The following is a 24,054-nucleotide window of genomic DNA, read 5'->3' as shown; positions in this document are numbered from 1 at the left end:
GGGGGCTGCATCAGTTGGCTTGCCAGCGAGCGCGGCCCCGGACCTTGCATTAATCTTGCGGCCCCTTTCGCCGACAGGCCTATTCCTACGGTTTTTCGGTGTCGCTGGTGTCTTTGATCAGGTGCGCCGCCAGGGTCCGCAACGGGCCCAGTTGTCGACAGATCAGTGCCAGCTGGGTCTGCACCAGACGCTGGCCTTCGTCGATTTCATCCGGCATCTGCTCCAGCTCATTGGCCAACGCTTCCTCGGCATCGCTCTGGATGGCGATCGGGGTCTTGTTGGCCAGGCCCTGGGCAATCTCGTCGATGCTCGCCGCCAGGCTGACCCCGGCACCGTCGATCAGGTGCTCGCGGACTTCCCCCGGCAGTTGGGTTTCCCGGTGCGCGCCCAACCCCGACAGGTAGCTGAGCAAGGTGTGGGACAGCACCAGGAAGCGGAACCCCACGTCGGCTTCCTTACGGAAATGCCCCGGCTCCATGAGCATGTTGGCCAGGGTGGTGGACAGCGCCGCATCGGCGTTGTGGGCGTTGCGCCGGGCCAGCCGGTAGGCCAGGTCGTCGCTTTTGCCCGCGGCGTACTGCTGCATGATCTGGCGCAGGTAGATGCTGTTGCAGGTCAGGGTGTTGGCCAGCACCTTGTTCAGGCGTCGGCCCTGCCAGTCCGGCAGGAACAGGAACACCGCCAGCCCGGCGATCAGGCTGCCCAGCAGGGTATCGAACAGCCGCGGCAGGAACAGCCCGTAACCGTCGCCCACCTGGTTGAAGCAGAACAGCACCATCAGGGTGATGGCGGCTGTGGCCAGGGTGTAGCGGGTGGTGCGGTTGGTAAAGAACACCACCCCGGCGGCGATGGCGAACAGCGATTGCACCAAGGGGCTCGGGAACAGGTCGAACAGCGCCCAGGCGATGGTCAGGCCGATGGCGGTGCCGACGATCCTTTGGCCCAGCTTGCGCCGGGTGGCGCCGTAGTTGGGCTGGCAGACGAACAGCGTGGTGAGGATGATCCAGTAGCCCTGGGATGGGTGGATCAGATGCACCATGCCGTAGCCGATACTCAGCGCCAGGGGCAGGCGCAGGGCATGGCGGAACAGCAGTGACGTCGGTGTCAGCTGGGTGCGCAGGCGAGTCCAGACATCCTTGAGGTTGCGCGGCGAGCGGTCCAGCAGGCTGCTGTCGGTGGCATCGGCCAGGGCGTCAGGGTTGCTGGCGTCGCTGAGCAGGCGGTCGAGGGTGCCAAGGTTGGCCGCCAGGGCGCGCAGCGAGCGCAGCAGCCCGCGCCAGGCCGGGTTGCTCTGGATGCGCAGGTGTTCCAGGGAGGCGTGCAGGTCGCTCAGGGCCTCGGCGAAGCTGGCGTCATAGACGAACGGCTGACGCAGCTGGATGGATTCGGCCAGGGCGCGGCAGGCCTTGCCCTGCTGGCGCAACAGGCGCTGGCAGCGAAACAGCACGTCGCTGTGGAAGAAGGCGTCGGTCAGGGCGTTATAGGGGTAATGGGACGAACTGGCGCGCTCGTGGATGTCCTGGGCCAGGAAGTACAGCTTCAGGTAGCGGCTGACTTTCGACCCCGGCCGGCCATTGCCCACCCGGTGCAGGATGATCTCCTTGGCGGCGTTGAGAGCTGCCACGACCTTGCCATTTTGCTGGGCCAGCTCCAGGCGCCGGGCTTCCACATCCAACTGGCGGATCGGCTCGAACAGGGATGACTTGAGCTTGAGGTAGAAACCCAGCTCACGAAACAGCCGGGCCAGGCTCTGCTGCACCGGCTGGTTGGAGAACAGCGCCTGCCAGAGGACCGAGAGCAGGCCATACCAGGCCGCGCCGGCTACCAGCAGCAGCGGCTCGTGCCAGAAGTCGATCACCGCGCCGCCGCGCTGGTCGACGCCGATCATGGTGTAGACCGAGAGAATCAGGGTCGCCGAGGCGATGGCGCCATAGCGTTCCCCCAGGGCCCCGAGCATGGTCAGGCCGAAGCTGGCCAGGGCCAGGGCAATGGCGAAGATCCAGGGGTAGGGGAACAACAGTTCCACCGACAGCGCGGCGATGCTGAAGCACACCAGGGTCACGGCCAGGGCGTTGAGCCGGCCTTGCCAGCTGTCGTCGGTTTCCGCCAGGGCGCTGGCGATGATGCCGAGAAACAGTGGAATCAGCAGGCCCATCTCATCCTGATACCAGCACAGCGCCATGCTGCCAGTCAGGGCGATGAACACCCGCACGCTGTAGCTGAATTTATCCAGCGCCCAGAGGCGGCGCAGAGACTGACGAAAAGAAGTCGATGACATGGAGTGGGACAGGCCTTCCGGGGCGATGCAGCTAAATTGAGCCAGTATTGACGACGGCGCAATGCCGTCGTCACATCCGCCGGCAAATTCTGTTGCCGTTGCCGGTCGGGCGCCTGTAGCCGCTGCCGTAGGCTGCGACAGGGCCGTAGGACCTCAGCGGACATTGGATCGCCGCGCCCCTTCGGGGCGTTCGCAGCCTGCGGCAGCGCCTACAGGGATGCACAGCGGCTCAGACGTATTGCGCCGCCGCGTAGCCCGAGGCCCAGGCCCACTGGAAGTTGAAGCCGCCCAGGTGGCCGGTGACGTCCAGCACTTCACCGATGAAATACAGCCCCGGGCTCTTCAGCGATTCCATGGTCTTGGACGACACCTCGCGGGTATCGACCCCGCCCAGGGTCACTTCGGCGGTGCGGTAGCCCTCGGTGCCCGCCGGCACCAACTGCCAGCTGCCGAGTTTTTGCGCCACGTCCGCCAGTTCCGCCGGGGTGTACTGCTTCATCGGCTTGGAGACGAACCAGTGCTCGGCCAGCAGGCCGGCCATCTTCTTGGTGAAGATTTCCCCCAGCAGGGTTTTCAGCTCGCTGTTGGGGCGCTCGGCCTGCTGCTGTTGCAGCCAGCCGAGGGCGTCGTGATCTGGCAGCAGGTTGATCTCGACACTGTCGCCGGGTTGCCAGTAGGACGAAATCTGCAGGATCGCCGGGCCGCTGAGGCCCCGATGAGTGAACAGGATGTTCTCGCGAAAGCTCTGCTCGTTGCAGCTCACCAGACAGTCCACCGAGGTGCCCGACAACTCGCTGCACAGTTCCTTGAGCTGATCGGTGATGGTGAAGGGCACCAGGCCGGCACGGGTCGGCAGCAGTTCATGGCCGAACTGCTTGGCGACCTGATAGCCAAAACCGGTAGCACCCAGGGTCGGGATCGACAGGCCGCCGGTGGCGATCACCAGGGATTGGCACTGCACCGCGCCCAGGGTGGTCTGCAGTAGATAGCCGGCTGCAAGCTTTTCGATCTGCTGGATCGAGGTGTCCAGGCGCAGTTCGACGCCGACCTGATCGCATTCGTCGAGCAGCATGCCGAGGATGTCGCTGGACTTGTTATCGCAGAACAGCTGGCCGAGTTTCTTCTCGTGGTAGGGCACGCCGTGCTTGGCCACCAGGCCGATGAAGTCCCACTGGGTGTAGCGGGCCAGGGCCGATTTGCAGAAATGCGGATTCTGCGAAAGGAAGTTGGCGGGCTCGGTGTACATGTTGGTGAAATTGCAGCGGCCACCGCCGGACATCAGGATTTTCTTGCCGGCCTTGTTGGCGTGGTCCAGCAACAGCACCTGGCGGCCCCGGCCGGCCGCGGTCAGGGCGCACATCAGGCCGGCGGCGCCAGCGCCGATGATCACGACTTCGGTAGAACGCAAAACGGAGTCCTCGTTAGGAGCGAATGACCCTGTAGCCGCTGCCGCAGGCTGCGATAAGGCCGAAGGCCTTCAGCGATCTCAAGATCCAGCGCCCCTTCGTACGGAGTGCCGCCCAGATCGATCGCAGCCTGTGGCAGAGGCTACAGGCCAAGCAGTGGGGTTAGAGGACGCGCACGCGCAGCGAACGGCCCTTGATCTTGCCGTTGTTCAAGCGCTGCAGGGCCTGCATGACCACGCTGCGATCAACCGCCACATACGACTGGAAGTCGAAGATCGCGATCTTGCCGACCTGGGCGCCCGGGATGCCGGCGTCGCCAGTCAGTGCACCGAGAATATCGCCCGGGCGCACTTTGTCCTTGCGCCCGCCCGCGATGCACAGGGTGCTCATCGGTGGCTGCAGCGGGGCGCCGCCCTGGGACTTGAGGTTGTCGACCTGATCCCAGTTCAGCGGGGCTTTCTGCAGCTGTTCGATGGCTTGCGCGCGATGGGCTTCGGACGGTGCGACGAGGCTGACCGCGATGCCTTTTTCGCCAGCGCGACCGGTACGGCCGACGCGGTGAATGTGGATTTCCGAATCGCGGGCCAGCTCGACGTTGATCACCATGTCCAGCGCATCGATGTCCAGGCCGCGGGCGGCCACGTCGGTGGCGACCAGTACCGACGTACTGCGGTTGGCGAACATCGCCAGCACCTGATCGCGGTCACGCTGTTCCAGATCGCCATGCAGGCCGACGGCGGAAATGCCTTTGGAGGTCAGGTGATCGACGGTTTCCTGCACTTGCTGCTTGGTGAAGCAGAAAGCGACGCAGGAAGCCGGGCGGAAGTGGTGCAGGACTTTGGTCACAGCGCTCATGCGTTCTTCCGGGGAAATCTCGTAGAAACGCTGTTCGATCTGCGTGTCGTCGTGGAACGCTTCGGCTTTCACCGTCTGCGGATCACGCATGAACTTCGACGCCAGTTGCTTGATGCCCACCGGGTACGTGGCGGAGAACAGCAGGGTCTGCCGGCGCGACGGGGTCTGCTCGATGATGTCTTCGATGGCGTCGTAGAAACCCATGTCGAGCATGCGGTCGGCTTCGTCGAGGATCAGCGTGTTCAGGCCATCAAGCACCAGCGAACCCTTGCGCAGGTGTTGCTGGATACGCCCCGGGGTGCCGACGATGATGTGGGCGCCGTGTTCCAGGGAGGCGATCTGCGGACCGAAGGACACGCCGCCGCACAGGGTCAGGACCTTGATGTTGTCTTCGGCACGGGCCAGGCGCCGGATTTCCTTGGCCACCTGGTCGGCCAGCTCGCGGGTCGGACAGATCACCAGGGCCTGGCAGCCGAAGTAGCGCGGGTTGATCGGGTTCAGCAGGCCGATGCCGAAGGCCGCGGTCTTGCCGCTGCCGGTCTTGGCCTGGGCGATCAGGTCCATGCCCTTGAGGATCACCGGCAAGCTCTGCGCCTGGATCGGCGTCATCTGGGCATAACCGAGGGAGTCGAGGTTAGCCAGCATGGCGGGAGACAGGGGCAAAGTATTAAAAGCGGTGGCAATGGTGGTCACGGGACTGGCCTGCAAAACAAAATGTCGCGCAGTGTATCAGTCTCGCTCCCACAACCTGCAAATTCTGGACGAGCAACCGCGCAGGGGCGGTGTTGTGTAGGAGCTGGCTGGCCAGCGAAGGCGACCGGGAGTTTGGCGCAGGGCTCGGGGGCTCTTCGCCGGCGAGCCGGCTCCTACGGAGGGAAGTGTGCGGCTCAATGCTCGATGTGCTGTTCCTCGACCTTGCGCGCCCTTCGGCCATCGGTGGGCGACAGCTGGAGGAAGATCGCCGCCGCCAGCATCGCCATGATGCCCACGGTGAGGAAGGTCAGCTGGAAGGCGCCGAGCACGGTGTTCACTCCGTCATTGCCTACTTGTGCAGTAAAACCGCCTAGCAGCGCACCGGCACAGGCCACCCCCAGGCTCAGGGACAGCTGCGCCACCACCGACAACAGGCTGTTGCCGCTGCTGGCGGCGGCATCGTCGAGGTCGATCAGGGTCACGGTGTTCATCGCGGTGAACTGCAGCGAGTTGATCGCCCCCAGCACCGCCAGCATGCCCAGCAGCAGGGGATAAGGCGTGTGCTCGCTGACCAGCCCCATGCTGGCCAGCATCAGCCCCAGGGCCAGGGTGTTGCCGGTGAGCACGATGCGGTAGCCCAGGCGCTCGATCAGGGGCCGGGCAATGGACTTGGCCAGCATCGCCGCGGCCGCCAGGGGCAGCATGCTCATCCCCGCCTGAGACGGTGAATAACCCAGCGCCACCTGCAGCAGTAGCGGCACCAGGAACGGCAGGGCACCGCTGCCCAGGCGGGCGAACAGGTTGCCGAGGATGCCCACGGCAAAGGTTCGTACCTTGAATAGCGAGGGCGCAAACAGCGGGTTATCGGTGTGCACGGCCCGCAGCCAATAGGCCGCCAGGCAGGCCAGCCCACCAAACAGCAGCAACATTACCCGCAGGTGCGGCAGGTGCAATTCCCCCAGGCCTTCCATGGCAATGGTGATCAGCACCATCGCCGCGCCGAACAGCACAAAGCCCAGGCCATCGAAACGGGTGCGCTCGCTGCCTCGCAGGTCTGGGATAAAACGCCACACCGCATAGCAGCCGACGACGCCCACCGGCAGGTTGATCAGAAAGATCCAGTGCCAGGTCAGGTACTGCACCATCCAGCCGCCCATGGTCGGGCCGATCAGCGGGCCCAGCAGGCCGGGAATGGTGATGAAGCCCATGATCCGCACCAGCTCCGAGCGCGGGTAGGCCCGCAGCACCACCAGCCGTCCCACCGGCAGCATCAGTGCCCCGCCCAGGCCCTGGATCACCCGGGCGCCGATCAGTTGGCTCAGGGTGTTGGACATCGCGCACAGCAGGGAGCCGATGCTGAAGATCAAGATGGCGCCGAAGAAGATCTTCTTGGTGCCGAAGCGGTCGGCGATCCAGCCGGACGCTGGGATCAGCAGGGCCACGGTGAGCATGTAGGCAATGATCACCCCCTGCATGCGCAGCGGGTCTTCCGCCAGGTCCTGGGCCATGGCCGGCAGCGCCGTATTGAGGATGGTGCCGTCCAGGGATTGCATGAAGAAGGCGATGGCCACCACCCAGGGCAGCCAGCGGGCGGTGGTAGCGTCGAGAGGCGGGCGTTCGGGCATGGGACCTCTATGTCAATTCAGGTCGGAGCTGGCTTGCCAGCTCCGACAGCTTTGAGGGCAGTTCCTACAGGGTCAGGGTCAGGCGGCTGACCAGGGCTCCAGGCAAATGCATCGAGGCGGTCTGGCGCTGGCCGTAGGTGGTGGCCGAAAGCAGCAGTTCCCGTTGCGCCGTCAGGGCCTCCAGTTGCGAACCCAGCAGGCTGTAGACGCTGTCATCGAAACGCATGGTGCTCACCGGGGCCTGGATCTCGCCGTTCTCCACCCAGAAGGTGGCGAAGCGGGTCATGCCGGTCAGGCGCGCTGCCGGCAGGTCCGAGTAGTTGAGGTACCACAGGTTGCTGATGTACAGGCCGGTGCCCAGTTGCTTGAGGATCTCCTGCTGCGACAGCTGCCCGGCGGCCATGTTCAGTGCACTGGGGTATTCGCCGCTGCCGGCGCCGTTGCTGGTCAGGCCGTACTCGGCGGCGCTGCGGGAGTTGATCAACTGGGCGTTGGCATTGCCGGCGGCGATCAGCGACAGGTCGCTGCGCGGGTAGCCCTCATCGGAAAAGGCCGGACTCAGGGAGCCGCTAACCTGTTCGTCCAGGGACACCAGGGGGCTCAGGGCGGCATCGCCCGCGTAGAGTTTCTGCAGGGGGCTGTGCTTGCTGGCAATGGACTGGGCCGAGAACCCGCCCCAGGCCAGCATGCCCATGATCTCCTCCAGGGCCGCCGGTGCCAGGTAGGCGCGGTACTGTCCCGGCGCCAGGGTGCGCAGCGGTCGACCGAGGAACTCCAGTTGCTGACGGGCCTGGTCGAAGCGCTGGACGAAGGCTGCGTCGTCCCAGGCGTGTCCCGCGTAGCTGGCCTTCACCGCTTCGCCATTGGCGTGGAACAGGCTGAAGTCGAAGTTGAAGCTGTTGGCCTGATGCCAGCCGAACGCTCCGGCGGAACTGGCAAAACCTCGGCTGATGGGGCCGGCGGCATAGATGCCCACCAGATCCAGGCCGGCACCGGCGCGGCCGATCTGTGCCACCACCTGCTCGCTATCGGGCAGTGGATGGTCCTGCACATGGTGGGATTGCCATTGGGCGTGATTGAGCATCAGGTACGGGTCCGCCGGCAGCAGCGGCAGGGTTTCGCGCAACTGTTGCAGGGCTTCGACCAGGCGCTGACGGTCCACCTCGGGGTCGTTGCTCAAGGTGATGCTCAAGTCGGCGTGGCGTCCGTCGTCGATCAGCTTGAAGTGCAGGCTGGCCTGTTGCACCTGCCCGGCCTGACGCACCTTGGCGTGGTTGAAACGGATGAACTCCGAGGACTCGGCCGAGTAGCTCAGGGTGAACTGTTCCGATTCCTTGATCGCGTCCTGCAGCCACTGCACCCATGCCTTGAACTGCTCGGCCTGATTCATCGTCCTGGTCATCAGGCGTCTCCTCCGAATACGTCAATCTTGCTGAACACGCAGGCCGGCGAAGCGTGGCCGACGCGGATTACCTGGTTGGGCTCGCCCTTGCCGCAGTTGGGCGTGCCCAGGACCTGGAAGGTGCTGCGATCGCCCACCGCGCTGAGGTTGCGCCAGAACTGTGCGGAGATACCCCGGTAGTTGGGGTTCTTGACCACACCCTTGAGCTCGCCGTTTTCGATCAACTGGCCCCATTCGCAGCCGAACTGGAACTTGTTGCGCGCATCGTCGATGGACCAGGAGCGATTGGTGGACATCAGGATGCCGTGTTCGATCTGGCCGATCAGGCGGTCCAGGGGCTGGTCGCCTGGCTCGACGTTGAGGTTGGCCATGCGGTCGATGGGCGCGCGGTTCCAACTGCTGGCGCGGCTGTTGGCTACGCCGTCGAGGCCACTGCGGTATTGCGACAGGGCACTGCCCAGGGGACGTACCAGCAGCCCCTCGCGGATCAGGAACTGCTTGCTGGCGGCGCTGCCATCGTCGTCATGCCCATAGCTGGCCAGTTCCTCGGGAATCTCCGGGTCGAAGGTCACGTTGAGCAGCGAGGAGCCGTATTGCAGGCGGCCGAAATCTTCCTGTTTGACGAAACTGGTGCCGGCGTAGTTGCGCTCGTCGCCGAGGATGCGGTCCAGTTCCAGGGGGTGGCCGATGGACTCGTGGATCTGCAGCATCATCTGGTCCGGCATCAGCAGCAGGTCCCGCTGGCCCTGCGGGGTGTTCGGCGCCAGCAGCAGTTGCAGCGCCTGGTCGGCCACCCGTGGCGCCGCGCCTAGCAGGCCACAGCGGCTGATCACATCACCGGCGCCCTGCTGGCCGAAGTTTTCCCGGCCCAGGCTGCGGGTCTGACTGTCGCTACCGTCGTAGGCGGTGACATCCAGGCCCGGGTAGACGAAGCGCTGAGCCTGGCGCAGCTCGGCACCGGCGCTGTTGAGGTAGATCTGCTCGACCTGGGTCACGCCGATGCCCACTTGCCAGTTCACCAGGCGCTCGTCCTTGGGCACCGAGGCCGATTCGTCGCCCAGCAGCTGGTAGCAGTCGCTGAGGGATGGGAAGGGCTGGTCCAGGTTCGGCGAAAGGTAATCGCCACGGTGGCTGGATACCGGTTGCTCGCGCAGGTCCAGCAGGGCGTGGGCGGCGATCACCCGAGCCAGCTGTTCGGCGCGGTCGAGGGCGGCTTGCAGGCCGCCTTGCGAGAGGTCACTGGTGGCGGCGTAGGCTTCCACACCACGCACCCTTGCGGTCAGCATCGCCCCTTGGTCGCGGCCCAGGCTCGGTGGTTCGGCAACGTTCTTGCGTACTGACAGGTATTGGTCCGACTCGCGCACGTAGCGCAGGGAAAAGAATTCGGCGCCCGTGCGCAAGGCAGCAAAGCGCTGCTTGAGCTGGGGGTGAAAGTCGAACATGGAGAACCTCCTTGTGAGACGCGATAGCAGGCGGGTCTTGTCGCCAGCAAACGGAACGCTGCCCGGCGGCTCCTACAGATATAGGCGTCGGTGGACTCCGGGGCGAAGGGGATGGGCAAGTTGCAGAACTGTAGCTGCTGCCGGAGGCTGCGATCAAGGATGCAGTGCGGGCAATGCGGGGGCAGGAAATACGCGGGGAGGTGAAAAAGGCACCGACCCTTGCGGTCGGTGCCCGTGCGGCTTACTGCGCGGTCGGAGTGATATCGCGCATTGGCTTGCCACGCACCGGGGCGTTGCCCGCTACGTAGTAGTCGGCCTTGCTGCGGGGCAGCGGCTGACGGCCACGGATTTTGTCGGCGATTTTCTCGGCCATCATGATGGTCGGCGCATTGAGGTTGCCGGTGGTGATGATCGGCATGATCGAGGCATCCACCACGCGCAGGCCTTGCATGCCGTGCACGCGACCCTGGCCATCCACTACCGCCATGTCGTCGGTGCCCATCTTGCACGAGCAGGATGGGTGGAACGCGGTCTCGGCGTGCTCGCGGATGAACTTGTCCAGTTGCTCGTCGGTCTGCACCTCGATGCCCGGGCTGATTTCTCGACCGCGGAAGGCGTCCAGGGCCGGCTGTTGCATGATTTCCCGGGTCAGGCGGATGCCGTCGCGGAATTCCTGCCAGTCCTGCTCGGTGGCCATGTAGTTGAAGAGGATGCTCGGGTGCTGGCGCGGGTCCTTGGACTTGATCTGCACGCGACCACGGCTCGGCGAGCGCATGGAACCCATGTGCGCCTGGAAACCGTGCTCTTTAACACCGTTGCTGCCGTTGTAGTTAATCGCCACTGGCAGGAAGTGGTACTGGATGTTCGGCCACTCGAACTCTTCACGGGTGCGGATGAAACCGCCGGCTTCGAACTGGTTGCTGGCGCCGATGCCGGTGCCGTTGAACAGCCACTCGGCGCCGATGGCCGGCTGGTTCCACCACAGCAGCGATGGGTACAGCGACACCGGTTGGGTGCAGGCGTACTGCAGGTACAGCTCCAGGTGGTCCTGCAGGTTTTCACCCACGCCCGGCAGGTCGTGGACCACCGGGATGTCCAGGCTTTCCAGCAGGGCGCGGGGGCCGACGCCGGAGCGTTGCAGCAGTTGCGGCGAGGCGATGGCGCCGGAGCTGACGATGACTTCCTTGCGGGCGCGGGCTTCCACGCGCTCCTCGGTGCTGCCTTGCAGGTAGCTCACGCCGACGGCGCGCTTGCCGTCAAAGAGGATCTTGTCGGTCAGGGCGTGGGTGACGATGGTCAGGGTCGAACGCTTCTTGGCGATGTCCAGGTAGCCGCGGGCGGTGCTGGAGCGACGACCTTTAGGGGTGACCGTACGGTCCATCGGGCCGAAGCCTTCCTGCTGGTAGCCGTTCAGGTCTTCGGTGCGCGGGTAACCGGCTTGTACACCGGCTTCGACCATGGCGTGGAACAGCGGGTTGTTGCCGGCTTTGGGCGTGGTCACGCTGACCGGGCCTTCGCCGCCGTGGTAGTCGTTAGGGCCGATGTCACGGGTTTCCGCCTTGCGGAAGTACGGCAGGCAGTCCAGGTAGGTCCAGTCTTCCAGGCCTGGCAGCTTGGCCCAGCCGTCGTAGTCCATGGCGTTGCCGCGGATGTAGCACATGCCGTTGATCAGCGACGAGCCACCCAGGCCCTTGCCGCGACCGCACTCCATGCGACGACCGTTCATGTGTGGCTCTGGATCGGTCTCGTAGGCCCAGTTGTAGCGACGGCCTTGCAGTGGGAAGGCCAGTGCCGCCGGCATCTGGGTACGGAAGTCGAAGCGATAGTCCGGGCCGCCGGCTTCCAGCAGCAGGACGGTGACGCCTTCGTCTTCAGTCAGACGGGTCGCCAGGGTGTTACCGGCAGAGCCGGCACCCACAATGATGTAATCGAATTCTTGGGACATTGAATGCACCCTCTTTGAGATTGGTCAGGTCGCACGATCAATAGGCCTGTAGCTGCTGCCGAAGGCTGCGATCGGCTGCGCAGCGGACGTGCTTCGGTGATCGCAGGAAGGTCCTTCGGACCTTTTCGCAGCCTGCGGCAGCGGCTACAGGGGTTGTCGTTCAGGCTGGGTGTCTTAGAACACCGAGGCGTAGTCGCCCAGCTCGACCTGTACCGACTTGATGCGGGTGAAGTTGTTCAGCGAGCTGATGCCGTTCTCACGGCCAACACCCGATTGCTTGTAGCCGCCAACCGGCATCTTGGCGTCGGATTCGCCCCAGGCGTTGATCCAGCAGATACCGGCTTCGAGCTGATGAATCACGCGGTGGGCGCGGTTCAGATCCTTGGTGACGATACCGGCGGCCAGGCCGAAGTCGGTGTCGTTGGCACGGCGGATCACTTCTTCCTCGGTTTCGTAGGTCAGGATCGCCATCACCGGGCCGAAGATTTCTTCACGGACGATGGTCATGTCGTCGGTGCAGTCGGTGAACACGGTCGGTGCAACGAAGGCACCCTTGGCGAATTCGCCGTCGGTCAGGCGCTCGCCGCCGCACAGTACGCGGGCACCTTCTGCTTTGCCCTTGGCGATGTAGCCCAGCACGCTTTCCATGTGCTGGAAGCTGACCAGCGGACCGAAGTTGGTGTTTTCGTCTTCCGGGTTGCCGATGCGGATGCGCGCTACGCGCTCGGCGATCTTGGCTTCGAAAACGGCTTTCAGGTGGCTCGGTACGAACACGCGAGTACCGTTGGTGCAGACCTGACCGGAGCTGTAGAAGTTGGCCATCATGGCGGTGTCGGCGGCGCGATCCAGGTCAGCGTCGTCGAAGATGATCAGCGGCGACTTGCCGCCCAGTTCCATGGTCACGTCTTTGAGCGAGGAGCTGGAAGCGCTGGCCATGACCTTCTTGCCGGTGTCGGTGCCGCCGGTGAAGGAGACTTTCTCGATGCGCGGGTGCTCGGTCAGCCAGGTGCCGACTTCACGGCCGCTGCCGGTCAGCACGTTGAACACGCCTGCTGGTACGCCGGCTTCGGTGTAGATCTCGGCCAGTTTCAGGGTGGTCAGCGAGGTGACTTCGCTGGGCTTGAAGATCATTGCGTTGCCGGCGGCCAGGGCTGGCGCGGATTTCCACAGGGCGATCTGGATCGGGTAGTTCCAGGCGCCGATGCCGGCGACCACGCCCAGCGGCTCGCGGCGGGTGTAGACGAAGGATGTGGTGCGCAGCGGGATCTGCTCGCCTTCGATGGCCGGTACCAGGCCTGCGTAGTATTCCAGCACGTCAGCGCCGGTGACGATGTCCACGTACTTGGTTTCGGAGAAGGCTTTACCGGTGTCCAGGGTTTCCAGAGCGGCCAGTTCGTCGTTGCGCTCGCGGAGGATTTCCACGGCGCGACGCAGGATGCGCGAGCGCTCCATGGCGGTCATGGCGGCCCAGATCTTCTGGCCTTTTTCGGCGCTGACCACGGCGCGTTCCACGTCATCAAAGGTCGCACGCTGCACTTGTGCGAGAACTTCACCGTTGGCCGGGTTGATGGCATCGAAAGTGGCGTCGCTGCCGGCATCGGTGTAGCCGCCGTCGATGTAGAGTTTTTGCAGTTCGAAACGGGCCATAGTGTCCTCGCAAGTGCATTAAGTAGTGGGCTTGACCACCGGGCGTATCCCGAAGTTCAGGACACGTTGATCAGTGGCGGGTCAGGGGCCGAGCGTCTCTTTTGTGCTCTGGCGCTCCTGCTTAGCCAGTTGTAGATCCATGTATTCGTAAGCGATCCGTATCGCCTGGTCGGTGTCGAATGCATCACCCGACAAGGCACCACGCAGCCACAATCCGTCGATCAAAGCCGCCAGGCCGCGAGCTGCCTTGCGCGCATGGTAGAGCGGCAGGGCACGGCGGAACTGGCAACACAGGTTGGAATACAAGCGGTGGTCGTTGATCCGCTGCAACCTGTGCAAATCGGGCTGGTGCATGCTGGAAGCCCAGAAGGCCAACCAGGTTTTCATTGCCGGGCCGTTCACCTGGCTGGCATCGAAGTTGCCCTCGATGATCACTTTCAGGTGAGCGCGCGGGCTGTCGTCCGTCAGGGCCTGGCGGCGTGCTCTGACGCCTTCGTTGAGCATGCTCATGATGTAACCCATCGTCGCTGCGATCAGGCCGTTCTTGTCCCGAAAGTAGTGACTGATGATGCCGTTTGAAACACCGGCCAAACGGGCGATCAGCGCAATGCTGGCGTCCCCCATTCCGACCTGATCGACCGCTTGCAGCGTGGCTTCGATCAATTGCTGGCGGCGTATGGGTTGCATACCGACCTTGGGCATCTGATACCTCTCCTTAGGCCTGTCGGCGGGCGTATGACGCCGGTCGACTTGTGGGCCAGTCTATTTTGTTTTGATTGAACGTTCAATCAACAAAGAATAAGATCTGCGACAAATCGTCGCTGCCTGGGGAGGTTTTCCTACTCGCGGACGGCGGGAAAACGACCTCCGAAATAGCCCAAAACTTACACGTGGCATGGCGTGGACCGGCAAGAGTAAGGACGTGTTGAAGGGGCAGGACGCTCCGGGGAACAGACGACGAGCTGCAGGTTCGTCACTGACCTTGGATGCGGGTGCGCAACGCGGCTTTTGCGGTTTCGGGCTTTTTCGGGGTGTCTTTATATCACCCGATGATCGGCTGCCAACTAACCGATTGGTCGGGTGCGGTGTTGCCTTGTGTCCTTCTCTCGCACTGCCTGGAGCATCTGTGCAATGAGTTCTGCCTCTCTTATAAAGACCCCACCGGAGAAGGTGCGGGTCAACGGTTGGGTGTTCTACACCTCCACCGCGCTGATCCTGTTGTTGACCGCCATTCTGATCATCGCCCCGCAAGAGGCCGGCAGATTGCTGGGCATTGCCCAGGCCTGGTTGTCTCGCAGCTTCGGCTGGTACTACATGGTGGTGATCGCCGCTTACCTGGTGTTCGTGGTGGGCCTGGCATTCTCCTCCTACGGCAAGCTCAAGCTGGGGACCAAGCAAGACACCCCGGACTTCAGCTACGGTGCCTGGGCCGGGATGCTGTTCTCCTCCGGTATCGGTATCTCGCTGCTGTACTTCGGTGCTTCCGAGCCCCTGGACCACTACTTCAATCCGCCGGAAGGCGTACCCGGCAGCAACCTGGCCGCACGCCAGGCGTTGCAGCTGACCTTCCTGCACTGGGGCCTGCATGGCTGGGCGATCTACGCCCTGGTGGGCCTGGCGGTGGCGTACTTTGCCTATCGTCATAACCAGCCGCTGGCGCTGCGTTCGGCGTTGTATCCGCTGGTGGGCGAGCGCTGGGTCAAGGGCGCGGCCGGCCACGCAGTGGACGGTTTCGGCATGTTCGTGACCCTGCTGGGCCTGGTGACCAACCTCGGGATCGGCTCGATGCAGGTGTCTTCCGGCCTGGAAAACCTGTTCGGCATGGAGCACAGCAACACCAACCTGCTGATCGTGATCATCGTCATGAGCACGGTGGCCACCATCGCCGCGGTGTCTGGTGTGGAAAACGGCATCCGCCGCCTGTCCAACCTGAACATCGTGCTGTTCAGCGGCCTGTTGATTTTCGTCCTGCTGTTCGGCCCGACCCTGCACTTGCTCAACGGCTTCGTGCAGAACATCGGCGACTACCTCAACGGCGTGGTGCTCAAGACCTTCGACCTCTACGTGTACGAAGGCGACAACGCCAAGTCCGACCGCTGGCTGGGCCTGTGGACCCTGTTCTACTGGGCCTGGTGGATTTCCTGGGCGCCATTCGTAGGCATGTTCATTGCGCGTATTTCCCGTGGTCGCACCGTGCGTGAGCTGGTCGCCGGCGTGCTGCTGATTCCCCTGGGCTTCACCCTGGCCTGGTTGTCGATCTTCGGTAACTCGGCCCTGGACCTGGTGGTCAACCAGGGAGCGGTGGAACTGGGCAAGACGGCGCTGGAACAGCCGTCCATGGCGATCTACCAACTGCTTGAGCACTACCCGGCCTCGAAGATTGTCATCGGTGTCTCGATCTTCGTCGGCTTCGTGCTGTTCCTGACCCCCGCCGACTCCGGCGCGGTGATGATGGCCAACCTGTCCTGCAAAGGCGGCAACGTCGACGAAGACGCCCCGCACTGGCTGCGGATCTTCTGGTCGGTGGTGATCACCCTGGTGACCATCGGCCTGTTGTTCGCCGGTAACTTCGAAGCCATGCAGACCATGGTGGTGCTGGCCGGCCTGCCGTTCTCGGTGGTGCTGATCTTCTTCATGTTCGGTTTGCACAAGGCCATGCGCCAGGACGTGCAGATCGAGCAGGAACAAGCGCAATTGGCCGAGCGCGGTCGCCGTGGTTTCAGCGAGCGCCTGACCCAGCTGGACCTGCAACCGACTCAGTCGGTGGTGCAGCGTTACATGGACAAGCACATCAGCCCGGCGCTGCAGGAAGCCGTCGCGCAACTGCGCACCCTGGGCCATGAAGTGCAGACCAACCTGGGCAAGTCCAAGAGTTTGCTGGGCCTGCGGGTGGAAATGGAGGAAGGCAATCCCTTCGTCTATGAAGTGAGCCTGGACGGCTACCTGGCGGCACCGAGCGAATCGGCCCAGCCGGAAGGGGCGGACAGCGAAGTCCGTAGTCGTTTCTACCGCGCCGAGGTGTACCTGCACAACGGCAGCCAGGAATACGACTTGATGGGCTTCACCCAGGAGCAGATCACCCGTGATGTGCTCGATCAGTTCGAAAGCCATCGGCAGCTCCTTGGCCGGGTCTATAGCTGAGTGAAGTGACGGACCGCTCCCGACGGAGCGGCTCCACCCGCTGTAGGAGCCGGCTTGCCGGCGAAGGCGCCCTTAATGGAAGGTTTCAGGGCCTGTTCGCTGGCAAGCCAGCTCCTGCAGAAGGGGGTGTGTCGATAAAGCAAAACGCCGCGATTGCTCGCGGCGTTTTTGTGTCTGCGGCTTAACCCAGGTTCTTGCCAAGCAGCGCGTGGTAGAGCTCGCTGTCGCCAAGGATGCCGACGACTTTCTGGTTGTCGTGGAGCACCAGTTTGTTGCCGGTCTGGTAGCGGATCTGCAGCGCGTCGCGCATGCCGATGTTGGAGTCCACCAGGGTCGGGCGCCGGCCCAGTTCTTCCACGGACTGCCCCGGAACCCAGTTCTGCAGGTCCAAGTGCGAGCCATTGCGCCGCGCGCCCTTGATGGTGTTGCCTTCCGCCAGGTCGAGCCAGGAATCGCCACCCGGGTCCAGGCACACGGAGCCGTTGACCCGCTTGCAGTTGTCCAGGCTGCGCATCAGGCTGCGCCCGCAGAGCACGTTCAGCGGGTTGGTGTGGGCGACGAAGGTGCGCACATAGTCGTCCGCGGGGTTGAGCACGATTTCTTCCGGCTTGCTGTACTGGATGATCCGCCCGTCTTTCATGATGGCGATGCGGCTGCCCAGCTTCAGGGCCTCGTCCAGGTCGTGGCTGACAAACACGATGGTCTTGCTCAGCTTGCGTTGCAGTTCCAGCAGCTCGTCCTGCAGACCCTGGCGGATCAGCGGGTCGAGGGCCGAGAAAGGTTCGTCCATCAGCAGGATATCGGCGTCCATGGCCAGGGCGCGGGCCAGGCCCACACGCTGCTGCATGCCGCCGGACAGCTCGTCGGGCTTCTTGTTGCGCCACTGGGTCAGGCCCACCAGCTCAAGTTTCTCGTCCACCAGCTTGCGCCTTTCCTTCTCCGGTCGGCCCTGCATCTCCAGGCCGAAGCTGATGTTCTCGCGCACCGTCAGCCAGGGCATCAGGGCGAACTTCTGGAACACCATGGCGATGCGCTGGGTGCGCATCATCTTCAGTTCGGCGGGGGAGCAGGAGGCAATGTCGATCTGCTGGCCTTCGTGCTCGACGAACAGCTTGCCGCGGCTCACGGTGTTGAGGCCGTTGATGCAGCGCAGCAGGCTGGATTTGCCGGAGCCGGAAAGGCCCATGAGTACGCAGATCTCGCCTTTCTGGATGTCCAGGCTGGCTTTTTCCACGCCGACGATCTGCCCGGTTTTCTTCAGGATCTCGTTGCGGGTCATGCCCTGGTCCAGCAGCTTGAGCGCCTCCCGTGGGTCCTTGGAGAAGATAACGTCTACGTTATCGAAGCGGATTATGCTCATGCGTCACCCCCTACTTTGGCTTCAGGTTGTTTGCAGATGCGGTCGAGCATGATCGCCAGCAGCACGATCGCCAGACCGGCTTCAAAGCCCAGGGCAATGTCGGCGGTATTGAGTGCGTTGACCACGGGTTTGCCCAGGCCGTCGGCGCCGACCAGGGCGGCGATCACCACCATCGACAGCGACAACATGATGCATTGGGTAATACCGGCGGCGATGCTCGGCATGGCGTGGGGCAGCTCAATGCGCGACAACAACTGACGGCGCGAACAGCCAAAGGCCTTGCCCGCGTCCATCAACTCTTGTGGAACATCGCGAATGCCCAGGTAGGTCAGGCGGATCGGCGCGGCAATGGCGAACACCACCGTGGAGATCAGGCCGGGTACCACCCCGAGGCCGAACAGGGTCAGGGTCGGGATCAGGTAGACGAATGTGGGGACGGTCTGCATCAGGTCCAGGACCGGACGCATCATGGTGTAGAACAGCGGTTTGTGCGCGGCGACGATTCCCAGGGGCACGCCGATCAGCACGCAGACCAGGGTGGCGAACAGCACCTGGGCCAGGGTTTCCATGGTTTCCTGCCAGTACCCCAGATTGAGGATCAACAGGAAGGACAGCACGACAAATACAGTCAGGCCCCATTTGCGCTGGATCAGGTGCGCCAGCAGGGCAATCAGGCCGATCAGGGCCAGGGGATTGAACCAGGTCAGCGCGAACGTCACGCCGTGGATCATGGTTTCCAGGGTGGTAGCGATCGCATCGAAGGTGCTGGCACCGTGTTTCGTCAACCAGTCTACGAAAGCCGCGATGTACTGGCCCAGGGGGATTTTCTGATCAGTGAGCATGGTATTGAACGTCCGCATGCAAGGAAAAAACAGCCCGGGCGGGCAAGCCCGCCCGGCGTAAGCGATTACTCAGCAAGCTTGGCTTTCACGGCTTCCAGGCCGGGTTTACCGTCAATGGTGGTCACGCCAGCGAGCCAGGTATCGAGCACCTGTGGATTCTTCTTCAGCCAGGCCTTGGCGGCTGCGTCAGGCTTCATCTTGTCGTCCAGCACGTTGCCCATCAGGGTGCTTTCCATGTTCAGGGTGAACGACAGGTTCTTCAGCAACTGGCCCACGTTGCTGCACTCGGTGGTGTAGCCCTTGCGGGTGTTGGTGTAGATGGTGGCCTGGCCGAAGTTGGGGCCGAAGAAGTCGTCGCCACCGGTCAGGTACTTCATCTTGAAGCGTGTGTTCATCGGGTGTGGTTCCCAGCCCAGGAACACCACCGCGGTGTCGCGACGCTGAGCGCGCTCAACCTGGGACAGCATGCCCGCCTCGCTGGACTCCACTACTTTGAAGCCGGCGTCCTTGAGGCCAAAGGCGTTCTTGTCGATCATCGTCTGGATGGTGCGGTTGCCGTCGTTGCCCGGCTCGATGCCGTAGATCTTGCCGTCCAGCTCCTTCTTGAACTTGGCGATGTCGGCGAAGTCTTTCAGGCCCTTGTCATACAGCGACTCGGGAACTGCCAGGGTGTACTTGGCGTTTTCCAGGTTGGCGCGCACGGTCTCCACGGTGCCGGCATCGCGGTAGGCCTTGATGTCGTTTTCCATGGTCGGCATCCAGTTGCCGAGGAACACGTCCATGTTCTTACCGTCGGCCAGGGACTTGTAGGTCACCGGCACGGAAATCATCGTGGTCTTGGTCTTGTAGCCCAGGGCGTTGAGCACGACGCTGGTGGTGGCGGTGGTCACGGTGATATCGGTCCAGCCGACATCGGAGAAGTTTACGGTGCTGCATTGCTCCGGTTCTGCGGCGTGTGCCAGAAGCGGCAGACTCAGCATGGCGGCCAACAACAACGACGGGGAACCTTTCATAGGGGAGACTCCTGGATGTTTTTTTGGCGGCGTATGGACCGCGCTTATAAGTGTGGCGGTTGGTGTGCCGGGGACAGCTCTACCACCGTGCCTTGCAATCGAGTCGAGACTGATCATGTACCAGTGAAAAACTGTCGCCTACGGGGTGCGTCGTATCCAGTACAGGGAGGGTCGCATCCAGTGTCGGTGAGGTCGCTTACAGTGTTTCCGGGCATTTTTTCCTGCATCTGAGCCGCAAAAAACGCCCAGAACCCGAGCCTCGCGCCAGGCGGCGTTGGTGGACATGAGTGAGTCGGTGTCAGACGTCGCGAGGCGCAGTAAAAGCCTGATGATGCGCCCTTCTCGGCGGATTGCAGCTTGAGCGTAGCAGCTCCGTCAGAGGGCGTTTTCAGCGCCTGGACTGTGCTCATCGAGGAGTTACGCAGTAATGGCTATCAGTGTTTTCGACTTGTTCAAGATTGGCATCGGGCCTTCCAGTTCCCACACCGTCGGGCCCATGCGCGCCGCGGCGTTATTCGTCCAGGTATTGAAGGAACGCCATCTGCTGGAGCAGGTGCGGCGGATCGAAGTGCAACTGTTCGGTTCGTTGTCGGCCACCGGCATTGGCCATGGCAGCGACAACGCGGTGATCATGGGCTTGATGGGGGAGTGGCCCGATGCGATCGACCCGTCGCTGATCGGCCCGCGCATCGAACGGCTCAGGGAAACCCACACCCTGTTGCTGGACGGACGGCTGGCTGTGCCGTTCATCTGGTCCCGGGACATGCGCCTGCTGGACGAAAACCTGCCCTTTCACCCCAATGCCATGACCCTGGTGGCTGAAGGTGAAGGCGGGGAGCTTTTGCGCGATACCTACTATTCGGTGGGCGGCGGTTTTGTCGTCGACCAGGCCCAGGCCAGTAGCGGCGTGGCGGACCTGGATCGTAGCGAGCTGCCTTACGATTTCTCCAGTGCGGTGGAACTGCTCAGCCTGTGCCAGAAGCACAACCTGCGAGTCGCCGAACTGATGCTGGCCAACGAGAAGGTCTGGCGTTCGGAAGAGGAAATCCGCAGCGGCCTGATGACGCTGTGGCGCGCGATGCAGGATTGCGTGGAACAGGGGCTCAAGCACGAAGGCATCCTGCCCGGCGGGCTCAATGTGCGCCGGCGCGCGGCCAGGCTGCATCGCAGCCTGCAGGAACTGAACAAGCCCAATGTGATCGGCTCCACCTTGAGCGCGATGGAGTGGGTCAACCTGTTCGCCCTGGCGGTGAACGAGGAGAACGCCGCCGGTGGGCGCATGGTCACCGCACCCACCAACGGCGCGGCGGGGATCATTCCGGCGGTGCTGCACTACTTCATGAAATTCAGCGAGGACGTGACTGACGCCAACGTGGTGGATTTCTTCCTCGGCGCGGCGGCCATCGGCATCCTGTGCAAGAAGAACGCTTCGATCTCCGGGGCCGAAGTCGGCTGCCAGGGCGAGGTGGGTTCGGCCTGCGCCATGGCGGCGGCGGGGCTGGCGGAGATTCTCGGGGCCAGCCCCGAGCAGTTGTGCAACGCCGCGGAAATCGGCCTGGAGCACAACCTGGGCCTGACCTGCGACCCGGTGGGCGGGCTGGTGCAGGTGCCCTGCATCGAGCGCAACGCGATTGCCGCGGTGAAGGCGATCAATGCCGCGCAGATGGCCTTGCGCGGTGACGGCCAGCATTTCATTTCCCTGGACCGGGTGATCCGCACCATGCGCGATACCGGCGCCGATATGCACGACAAATACAAAGAGACGTCCCGTGGTGGCCTGGCCGTGAGCGCGGTGGAATGCTGAGCCGCCTTCGCTGGCCAGCCGCATGCGAACCAGGGACGTCGGCGCGCGCAAATGGCTCACTCGGGCCACCGCGCGCCACCTTTTAGCGCGTCGCGAATAGACAAGTTGCCCGGTGCGCCGGCGGACCCGTCCGTGGGTCGGCGCGCTGTGCTTTGAGTGACACTCGCCGGCCTCGGCGCAACGCCTTGGCGGCCCAAGTGCTACCTAACTGCTCACCGCTTTTGTCGGCGCCTGTGCGCCGCGCCTTTCGGCGCTTCTTATCCGCACATTGCCAAGGGCTATATAGACGCGTCGCGACGTCGTTTTCAGGAGTTATTGAATGCCCATTCAACTTTAGGCATGGCAATTGCTCTGTGAATATCAAGCCCGCCTCCGATGAGTCGCAGGGCACATAAAAAGAGCCTCCGCCTGAGGCCATCACCCGCTTTGTGTGAGGAGATATCGCGATGACGTCGTTCAACTCCGGGGCCCAACCCCAGAACCGTGCGCCTCAATCCATCGGCTTTCTGCTGCTGGACAATTTCACGCTGATTTCCCTGGCCTCCGCAGTCGAACCCCTGCGCATGGCCAACCAACTGTCCGGCCGCGAGCTGTATCGCTGGACCACCCTCAGCGTCGATGGCGGTCAAGTCTGGGCCAGTGACGGTCTGCAAATCACCCCCGACGCCTCCATGCACAAAGCCCCCAGCCTCGACACCGTGATCGTCTGCGGCGGCATCGGCATCCAGCGCACCGTGACCCGTGAACATGTGTCCTGGTTGCAAAGCCAGGCCCGCCAGTCGCGCCGCCTCGGCGCGGTGTGCACCGGCAGCTGGGCCCTGGCCTGCGCCGGCCTGCTGGACGGCTTCGATTGCAGCGTGCACTGGGAATGCCTGGCGTCGATGCAGGAAGCCTTTCCCCGGGTGGCCATGAGCACCCGCCTGTTCACCCTCGACCGCAACCGTTTCACCAGCTCCGGCGGCACCGCGCCACTGGACATGATGCTGCACCTGATCAGCCGCGATCATGGCCGTGAGTTGTCGGCGGCGATCTCGGAGATGTTCGTTTACGAGCGCATCCGCAACGAACAGGATCACCAGCGCGTGCCCCTCAAGCACATGCTCGGCACCAACCAGCCCAAGCTCCAGGAAATCGTTGCGCTGATGGAGGCCAACCTCGAAGAGCCGATCGATCTGGATGAACTGGCGGTGTACGTGGCCGTGTCCCGGCGCCAGCTGGAGCGGCTGTTCCAGAAGTACCTGCATTGTTCGCCGTCGCGCTACTACCTCAAGCTGCGGTTGATCCGTGCCCGGCAACTGCTCAAGCAGACGCCGATGTCGATCATCGAAGTGGCGTCGGTCTGTGGCTTTGTCTCCACGCCGCACTTCTCCAAGTGCTACCGCGAGTACTTCGGTATTCCGCCCCGTGACGAGCGCATCGGTTCCAACACCACCCAGCAGGTGGCGATGATGCCGCTGCCGCAAGCCATGGTCTTGGCGCCGCTGTCCGGCCCGCTGTCGGCCTTGAGTCAGGCGCGCAACGAGTCGACCTTCGCCAGCGTGCGTCTGTAGTCACAGACGCTTCTTGAAATACACCACGCGTTCGGTTTCTTCGAAACCCAGCGCGTGGTGCAGTGTCTGGCTGGCCAGATTGTCCAGGCTGGTGTCAGACGCGATCTCCCCACACCCGGCCTGGCGTCCCCACTGGCTGACCTGCTCGATCAGTTGCTGGGCAACGCCCTGGCGACGGTGCTCGGGAGCCACATAGATTCCTTCGAGAAACACCACCGGCGAACTCTCGGTGCCGTTGACGTAGTCGTGGCGCAGCGCCGCCTCGGCCAGGCCGATGGCTTCACCGTTCTGGGCAAAGGCCAGCCAGCAGCCATAGCGCTGGGGGGCGGCCAGCATCTGGCGGATCTCGGCCAGGTGCTCCTCTGGTGGACAGTCGGGCCACAGGCCCAGGCGCAATTGCAGCCAACTGGCCGCGTCGGCGGATGAGCCGGGCTGTATCGGGATCATGAGTGCTTGCCTGTTTTCGCCAGAGGGACGCGCACTCTAGCAATCCGCTCAGGGCACAGGGAGACTCACGCGCGTTTTTGCTGCAGGTACTCGGCCAGGGCCGGCAGCAACTGGCGATCAATGGCCTGGCGCACCGCGGGAAGAATGGTCGCATTACCGGTGAGCATCTGCTCCACCATGCCCTTGAGCGCCTTGGCCCGTGCATCGCTCAAACCGCGCACCGCACATTCACAGGCCTGCTCGGCGCTGGCGCCTGCGGGCATCTCGAAACCCAGGGCCCGGAGTTGTCCCAGCAGGTCGTCCTGATCAATCAAATCCGCATGCATCATGACGCTCATCCTTATTCAGGTAACGTGGTCGTCAGTCGATTCTGGTTGGCCGTCCGGGTGGCGGCAAGGGCAGATGGTCGCGATGGCCTGTTTACCTATGAACAGGTCGTTTTCGGCTAACTCGATGGCTTATGGCCGGTTGCAACAGCGTCTGGAAAAAGACGGTCAATCAAGTCTCGCGGCGCTTGCGTGTGATGGCCCGGGCTTGCATAAGGGTGGATATTGAGTCGTGCTGGCGCTCAAGGACACCCGCCGCAAGCGGCGGGGGGGGGCAG

At 63.3% G+C, this 24,054-nt stretch carries 17 protein-coding genes; 3 read left to right on the top strand and 14 right to left on the bottom strand.

The window, feature by feature from the left end; genetic code table 11:
• Nucleotides 1-85 precede the first annotated feature (85 nt).
• The 9 genes from yccS to betI form a co-directional block, all read right to left on the bottom strand.
• On the bottom strand, nt 86-2,278 hold the full coding sequence (gene yccS, locus ACMGF8_RS02590) for a YccS family putative transporter (protein WP_115581123.1): 2,193 nt from the start codon (nt 2,276-2,278) through the stop codon (nt 86-88).
• A gap of 229 nt (nt 2,279-2,507) precedes the next feature.
• Entirely contained in the window at nt 2,508-3,686 is a 1,179-nt protein-coding gene (locus ACMGF8_RS02585) for an NAD(P)/FAD-dependent oxidoreductase (RefSeq protein WP_416758600.1), read from the bottom strand.
• 160 nt (nt 3,687-3,846) lie between these two features.
• Nucleotides 3,847-5,184, bottom strand: coding sequence for an ATP-dependent RNA helicase DbpA (gene dbpA, locus ACMGF8_RS02580; protein WP_242553955.1), 1,338 nt, complete (start codon nt 5,182-5,184; stop codon nt 3,847-3,849).
• A gap of 242 nt (nt 5,185-5,426) precedes the next feature.
• Nucleotides 5,427-6,857: a multidrug transporter subunit MdtD gene (gene mdtD, locus ACMGF8_RS02575; RefSeq protein ID WP_102862025.1), complete on the bottom strand. Its 1,431-nt coding sequence runs from the start codon at nt 6,855-6,857 to the stop codon at nt 5,427-5,429.
• A 64-nt stretch (nt 6,858-6,921) separates the two neighbouring features.
• Nucleotides 6,922-8,259 carry a TldD/PmbA family protein gene (locus ACMGF8_RS02570; RefSeq protein ID WP_416758597.1) on the bottom strand — a complete coding sequence of 446 codons (1,338 nt, stop codon included), beginning with the start codon at nt 8,257-8,259 and terminating at the stop codon, nt 6,922-6,924.
• Nucleotides 8,259-9,701 carry a TldD/PmbA family protein gene (locus ACMGF8_RS02565; RefSeq protein WP_416758595.1) on the bottom strand — a complete coding sequence of 481 codons (1,443 nt, stop codon included), beginning with the start codon at nt 9,699-9,701 and terminating at the stop codon, nt 8,259-8,261. Before ACMGF8_RS02565 ends, ACMGF8_RS02570 begins: the two co-directional genes overlap by 1 nt.
• A 241-nt stretch (nt 9,702-9,942) precedes the next feature.
• On the bottom strand, nt 9,943-11,646 hold the full coding sequence (gene betA / locus ACMGF8_RS02560) for a choline dehydrogenase (RefSeq protein WP_102862022.1): 1,704 nt from the start codon (nt 11,644-11,646) through the stop codon (nt 9,943-9,945).
• A 174-nt stretch (nt 11,647-11,820) separates the two neighbouring features.
• Entirely contained in the window at nt 11,821-13,293 is a 1,473-nt protein-coding gene (betB, locus tag ACMGF8_RS02555) for a betaine-aldehyde dehydrogenase (protein WP_250329779.1), read from the bottom strand.
• An 81-nt stretch (nt 13,294-13,374) separates the two neighbouring features.
• Nucleotides 13,375-13,995 (bottom strand): transcriptional regulator BetI, encoded by a 621-nt coding sequence (gene betI / locus ACMGF8_RS02550; protein WP_016966359.1) that lies wholly within the window; start codon nt 13,993-13,995, stop codon nt 13,375-13,377.
• Between the two features lie 486 nt (nt 13,996-14,481).
• Between betI and ACMGF8_RS02545 the strand changes: the two genes are divergently transcribed.
• Nucleotides 14,482-16,434, top strand: coding sequence for a BCCT family transporter (locus tag ACMGF8_RS02545; protein WP_240322063.1), 1,953 nt, complete (start codon nt 14,482-14,484; stop codon nt 16,432-16,434).
• Between the two features lie 181 nt (nt 16,435-16,615).
• On the opposite strand, the gene choV is transcribed toward ACMGF8_RS02545, so the two are convergent.
• The 3 genes from choV to ACMGF8_RS02530 all read right to left on the bottom strand — a co-directional run bounded on the left by choV (nt 16,616) and on the right by ACMGF8_RS02530 (nt 19,649).
• Nucleotides 16,616-17,794 carry a choline ABC transporter ATP-binding protein gene (gene choV / locus ACMGF8_RS02540; RefSeq protein WP_207166690.1) on the bottom strand — a complete coding sequence of 393 codons (1,179 nt, stop codon included), beginning with the start codon at nt 17,792-17,794 and terminating at the stop codon, nt 16,616-16,618.
• Nucleotides 17,791-18,636: a choline ABC transporter permease subunit gene (gene choW / locus ACMGF8_RS02535; protein ID WP_102862017.1), complete on the bottom strand. Its 846-nt coding sequence runs from the start codon at nt 18,634-18,636 to the stop codon at nt 17,791-17,793. The genes choV and choW overlap by 4 nt, the downstream gene beginning before the upstream one ends.
• Nucleotides 18,637-18,701: 65 nt before the next feature.
• Nucleotides 18,702-19,649: a choline ABC transporter substrate-binding protein gene (locus ACMGF8_RS02530; RefSeq protein WP_102862016.1), complete on the bottom strand. Its 948-nt coding sequence runs from the start codon at nt 19,647-19,649 to the stop codon at nt 18,702-18,704.
• Between the two features lie 427 nt (nt 19,650-20,076).
• Between ACMGF8_RS02530 and ACMGF8_RS02525 the strand changes: the two genes are divergently transcribed.
• Nucleotides 20,077-21,453, top strand: a complete 1,377-nt coding sequence (locus tag ACMGF8_RS02525; protein ID WP_102862015.1) for an L-serine ammonia-lyase — start codon at nt 20,077-20,079, stop codon at nt 21,451-21,453.
• A gap of 446 nt (nt 21,454-21,899) precedes the next feature.
• On the top strand, nt 21,900-23,003 hold the full coding sequence (locus tag ACMGF8_RS02520; protein WP_060841469.1) for a GlxA family transcriptional regulator: 1,104 nt from the start codon (nt 21,900-21,902) through the stop codon (nt 23,001-23,003).
• Here the strand turns inward: ACMGF8_RS02520 and aac(6') are convergent, their stop codons facing one another.
• Both aac(6') and ACMGF8_RS02510 read right to left on the bottom strand, forming a co-directional pair.
• On the bottom strand, nt 23,004-23,450 hold the full coding sequence (gene aac(6'), locus ACMGF8_RS02515) for an aminoglycoside 6'-N-acetyltransferase (RefSeq protein WP_416758590.1): 447 nt from the start codon (nt 23,448-23,450) through the stop codon (nt 23,004-23,006).
• Nucleotides 23,451-23,515: 65 nt separating this feature from the next.
• Nucleotides 23,516-23,779 carry a hypothetical protein gene (locus ACMGF8_RS02510; protein ID WP_025131152.1) on the bottom strand — a complete coding sequence of 88 codons (264 nt, stop codon included), beginning with the start codon at nt 23,777-23,779 and terminating at the stop codon, nt 23,516-23,518.
• Nucleotides 23,780-24,054 lie beyond the last annotated feature (275 nt).

It is taken from the genome of Pseudomonas sp. BNK-7 (genome assembly GCF_048072025.1).
GTDB lineage: Bacteria > Pseudomonadota > Gammaproteobacteria > Pseudomonadales > Pseudomonadaceae > Aquipseudomonas > Aquipseudomonas danubii.
This window is presented reverse-complemented; position numbering and strand designations above follow the sequence as displayed.

Excerpts from the sequence above, each read along its gene's own strand:
- yccS (WP_115581123.1), bottom strand. The coding sequence starts at position 2,278 with ATGTCATCGACTTCTTTTCGTCAGTCTCTGCGCCGCCTCTGGGCGCTG.
- dbpA (WP_242553955.1), bottom strand. The coding sequence starts at position 5,184 with ATGCTGGCTAACCTCGACTCCCTCGGTTATGCCCAGATGACGCCGATC.
- mdtD (WP_102862025.1), bottom strand. The coding sequence starts at position 6,857 with ATGCCCGAACGCCCGCCTCTCGACGCTACCACCGCCCGCTGGCTGCCC.
- ACMGF8_RS02570 (WP_416758597.1), bottom strand. The coding sequence starts at position 8,259 with ATGACCAGGACGATGAATCAGGCCGAGCAGTTCAAGGCATGGGTGCAG.
- ACMGF8_RS02565 (WP_416758595.1), bottom strand. The coding sequence starts at position 9,701 with ATGTTCGACTTTCACCCCCAGCTCAAGCAGCGCTTTGCTGCCTTGCGC.
- betA (WP_102862022.1), bottom strand. The coding sequence starts at position 11,646 with ATGTCCCAAGAATTCGATTACATCATTGTGGGTGCCGGCTCTGCCGGT.
- betB (WP_250329779.1), bottom strand. The coding sequence starts at position 13,293 with ATGGCCCGTTTCGAACTGCAAAAACTCTACATCGACGGCGGCTACACC.
- betI (WP_016966359.1), bottom strand. The coding sequence starts at position 13,995 with ATGCCCAAGGTCGGTATGCAACCCATACGCCGCCAGCAATTGATCGAA.
- choV (WP_207166690.1), bottom strand. The coding sequence starts at position 17,794 with ATGAGCATAATCCGCTTCGATAACGTAGACGTTATCTTCTCCAAGGAC.
- choW (WP_102862017.1), bottom strand. The coding sequence starts at position 18,636 with ATGCTCACTGATCAGAAAATCCCCCTGGGCCAGTACATCGCGGCTTTC.
- ACMGF8_RS02530 (WP_102862016.1), bottom strand. The coding sequence starts at position 19,649 with ATGAAAGGTTCCCCGTCGTTGTTGTTGGCCGCCATGCTGAGTCTGCCG.
- ACMGF8_RS02525 (WP_102862015.1), top strand. The coding sequence starts at position 20,077 with ATGGCTATCAGTGTTTTCGACTTGTTCAAGATTGGCATCGGGCCTTCC.
- ACMGF8_RS02520 (WP_060841469.1), top strand. The coding sequence starts at position 21,900 with ATGACGTCGTTCAACTCCGGGGCCCAACCCCAGAACCGTGCGCCTCAA.
- ACMGF8_RS02510 (WP_025131152.1), bottom strand. The coding sequence starts at position 23,779 with ATGATGCATGCGGATTTGATTGATCAGGACGACCTGCTGGGACAACTC.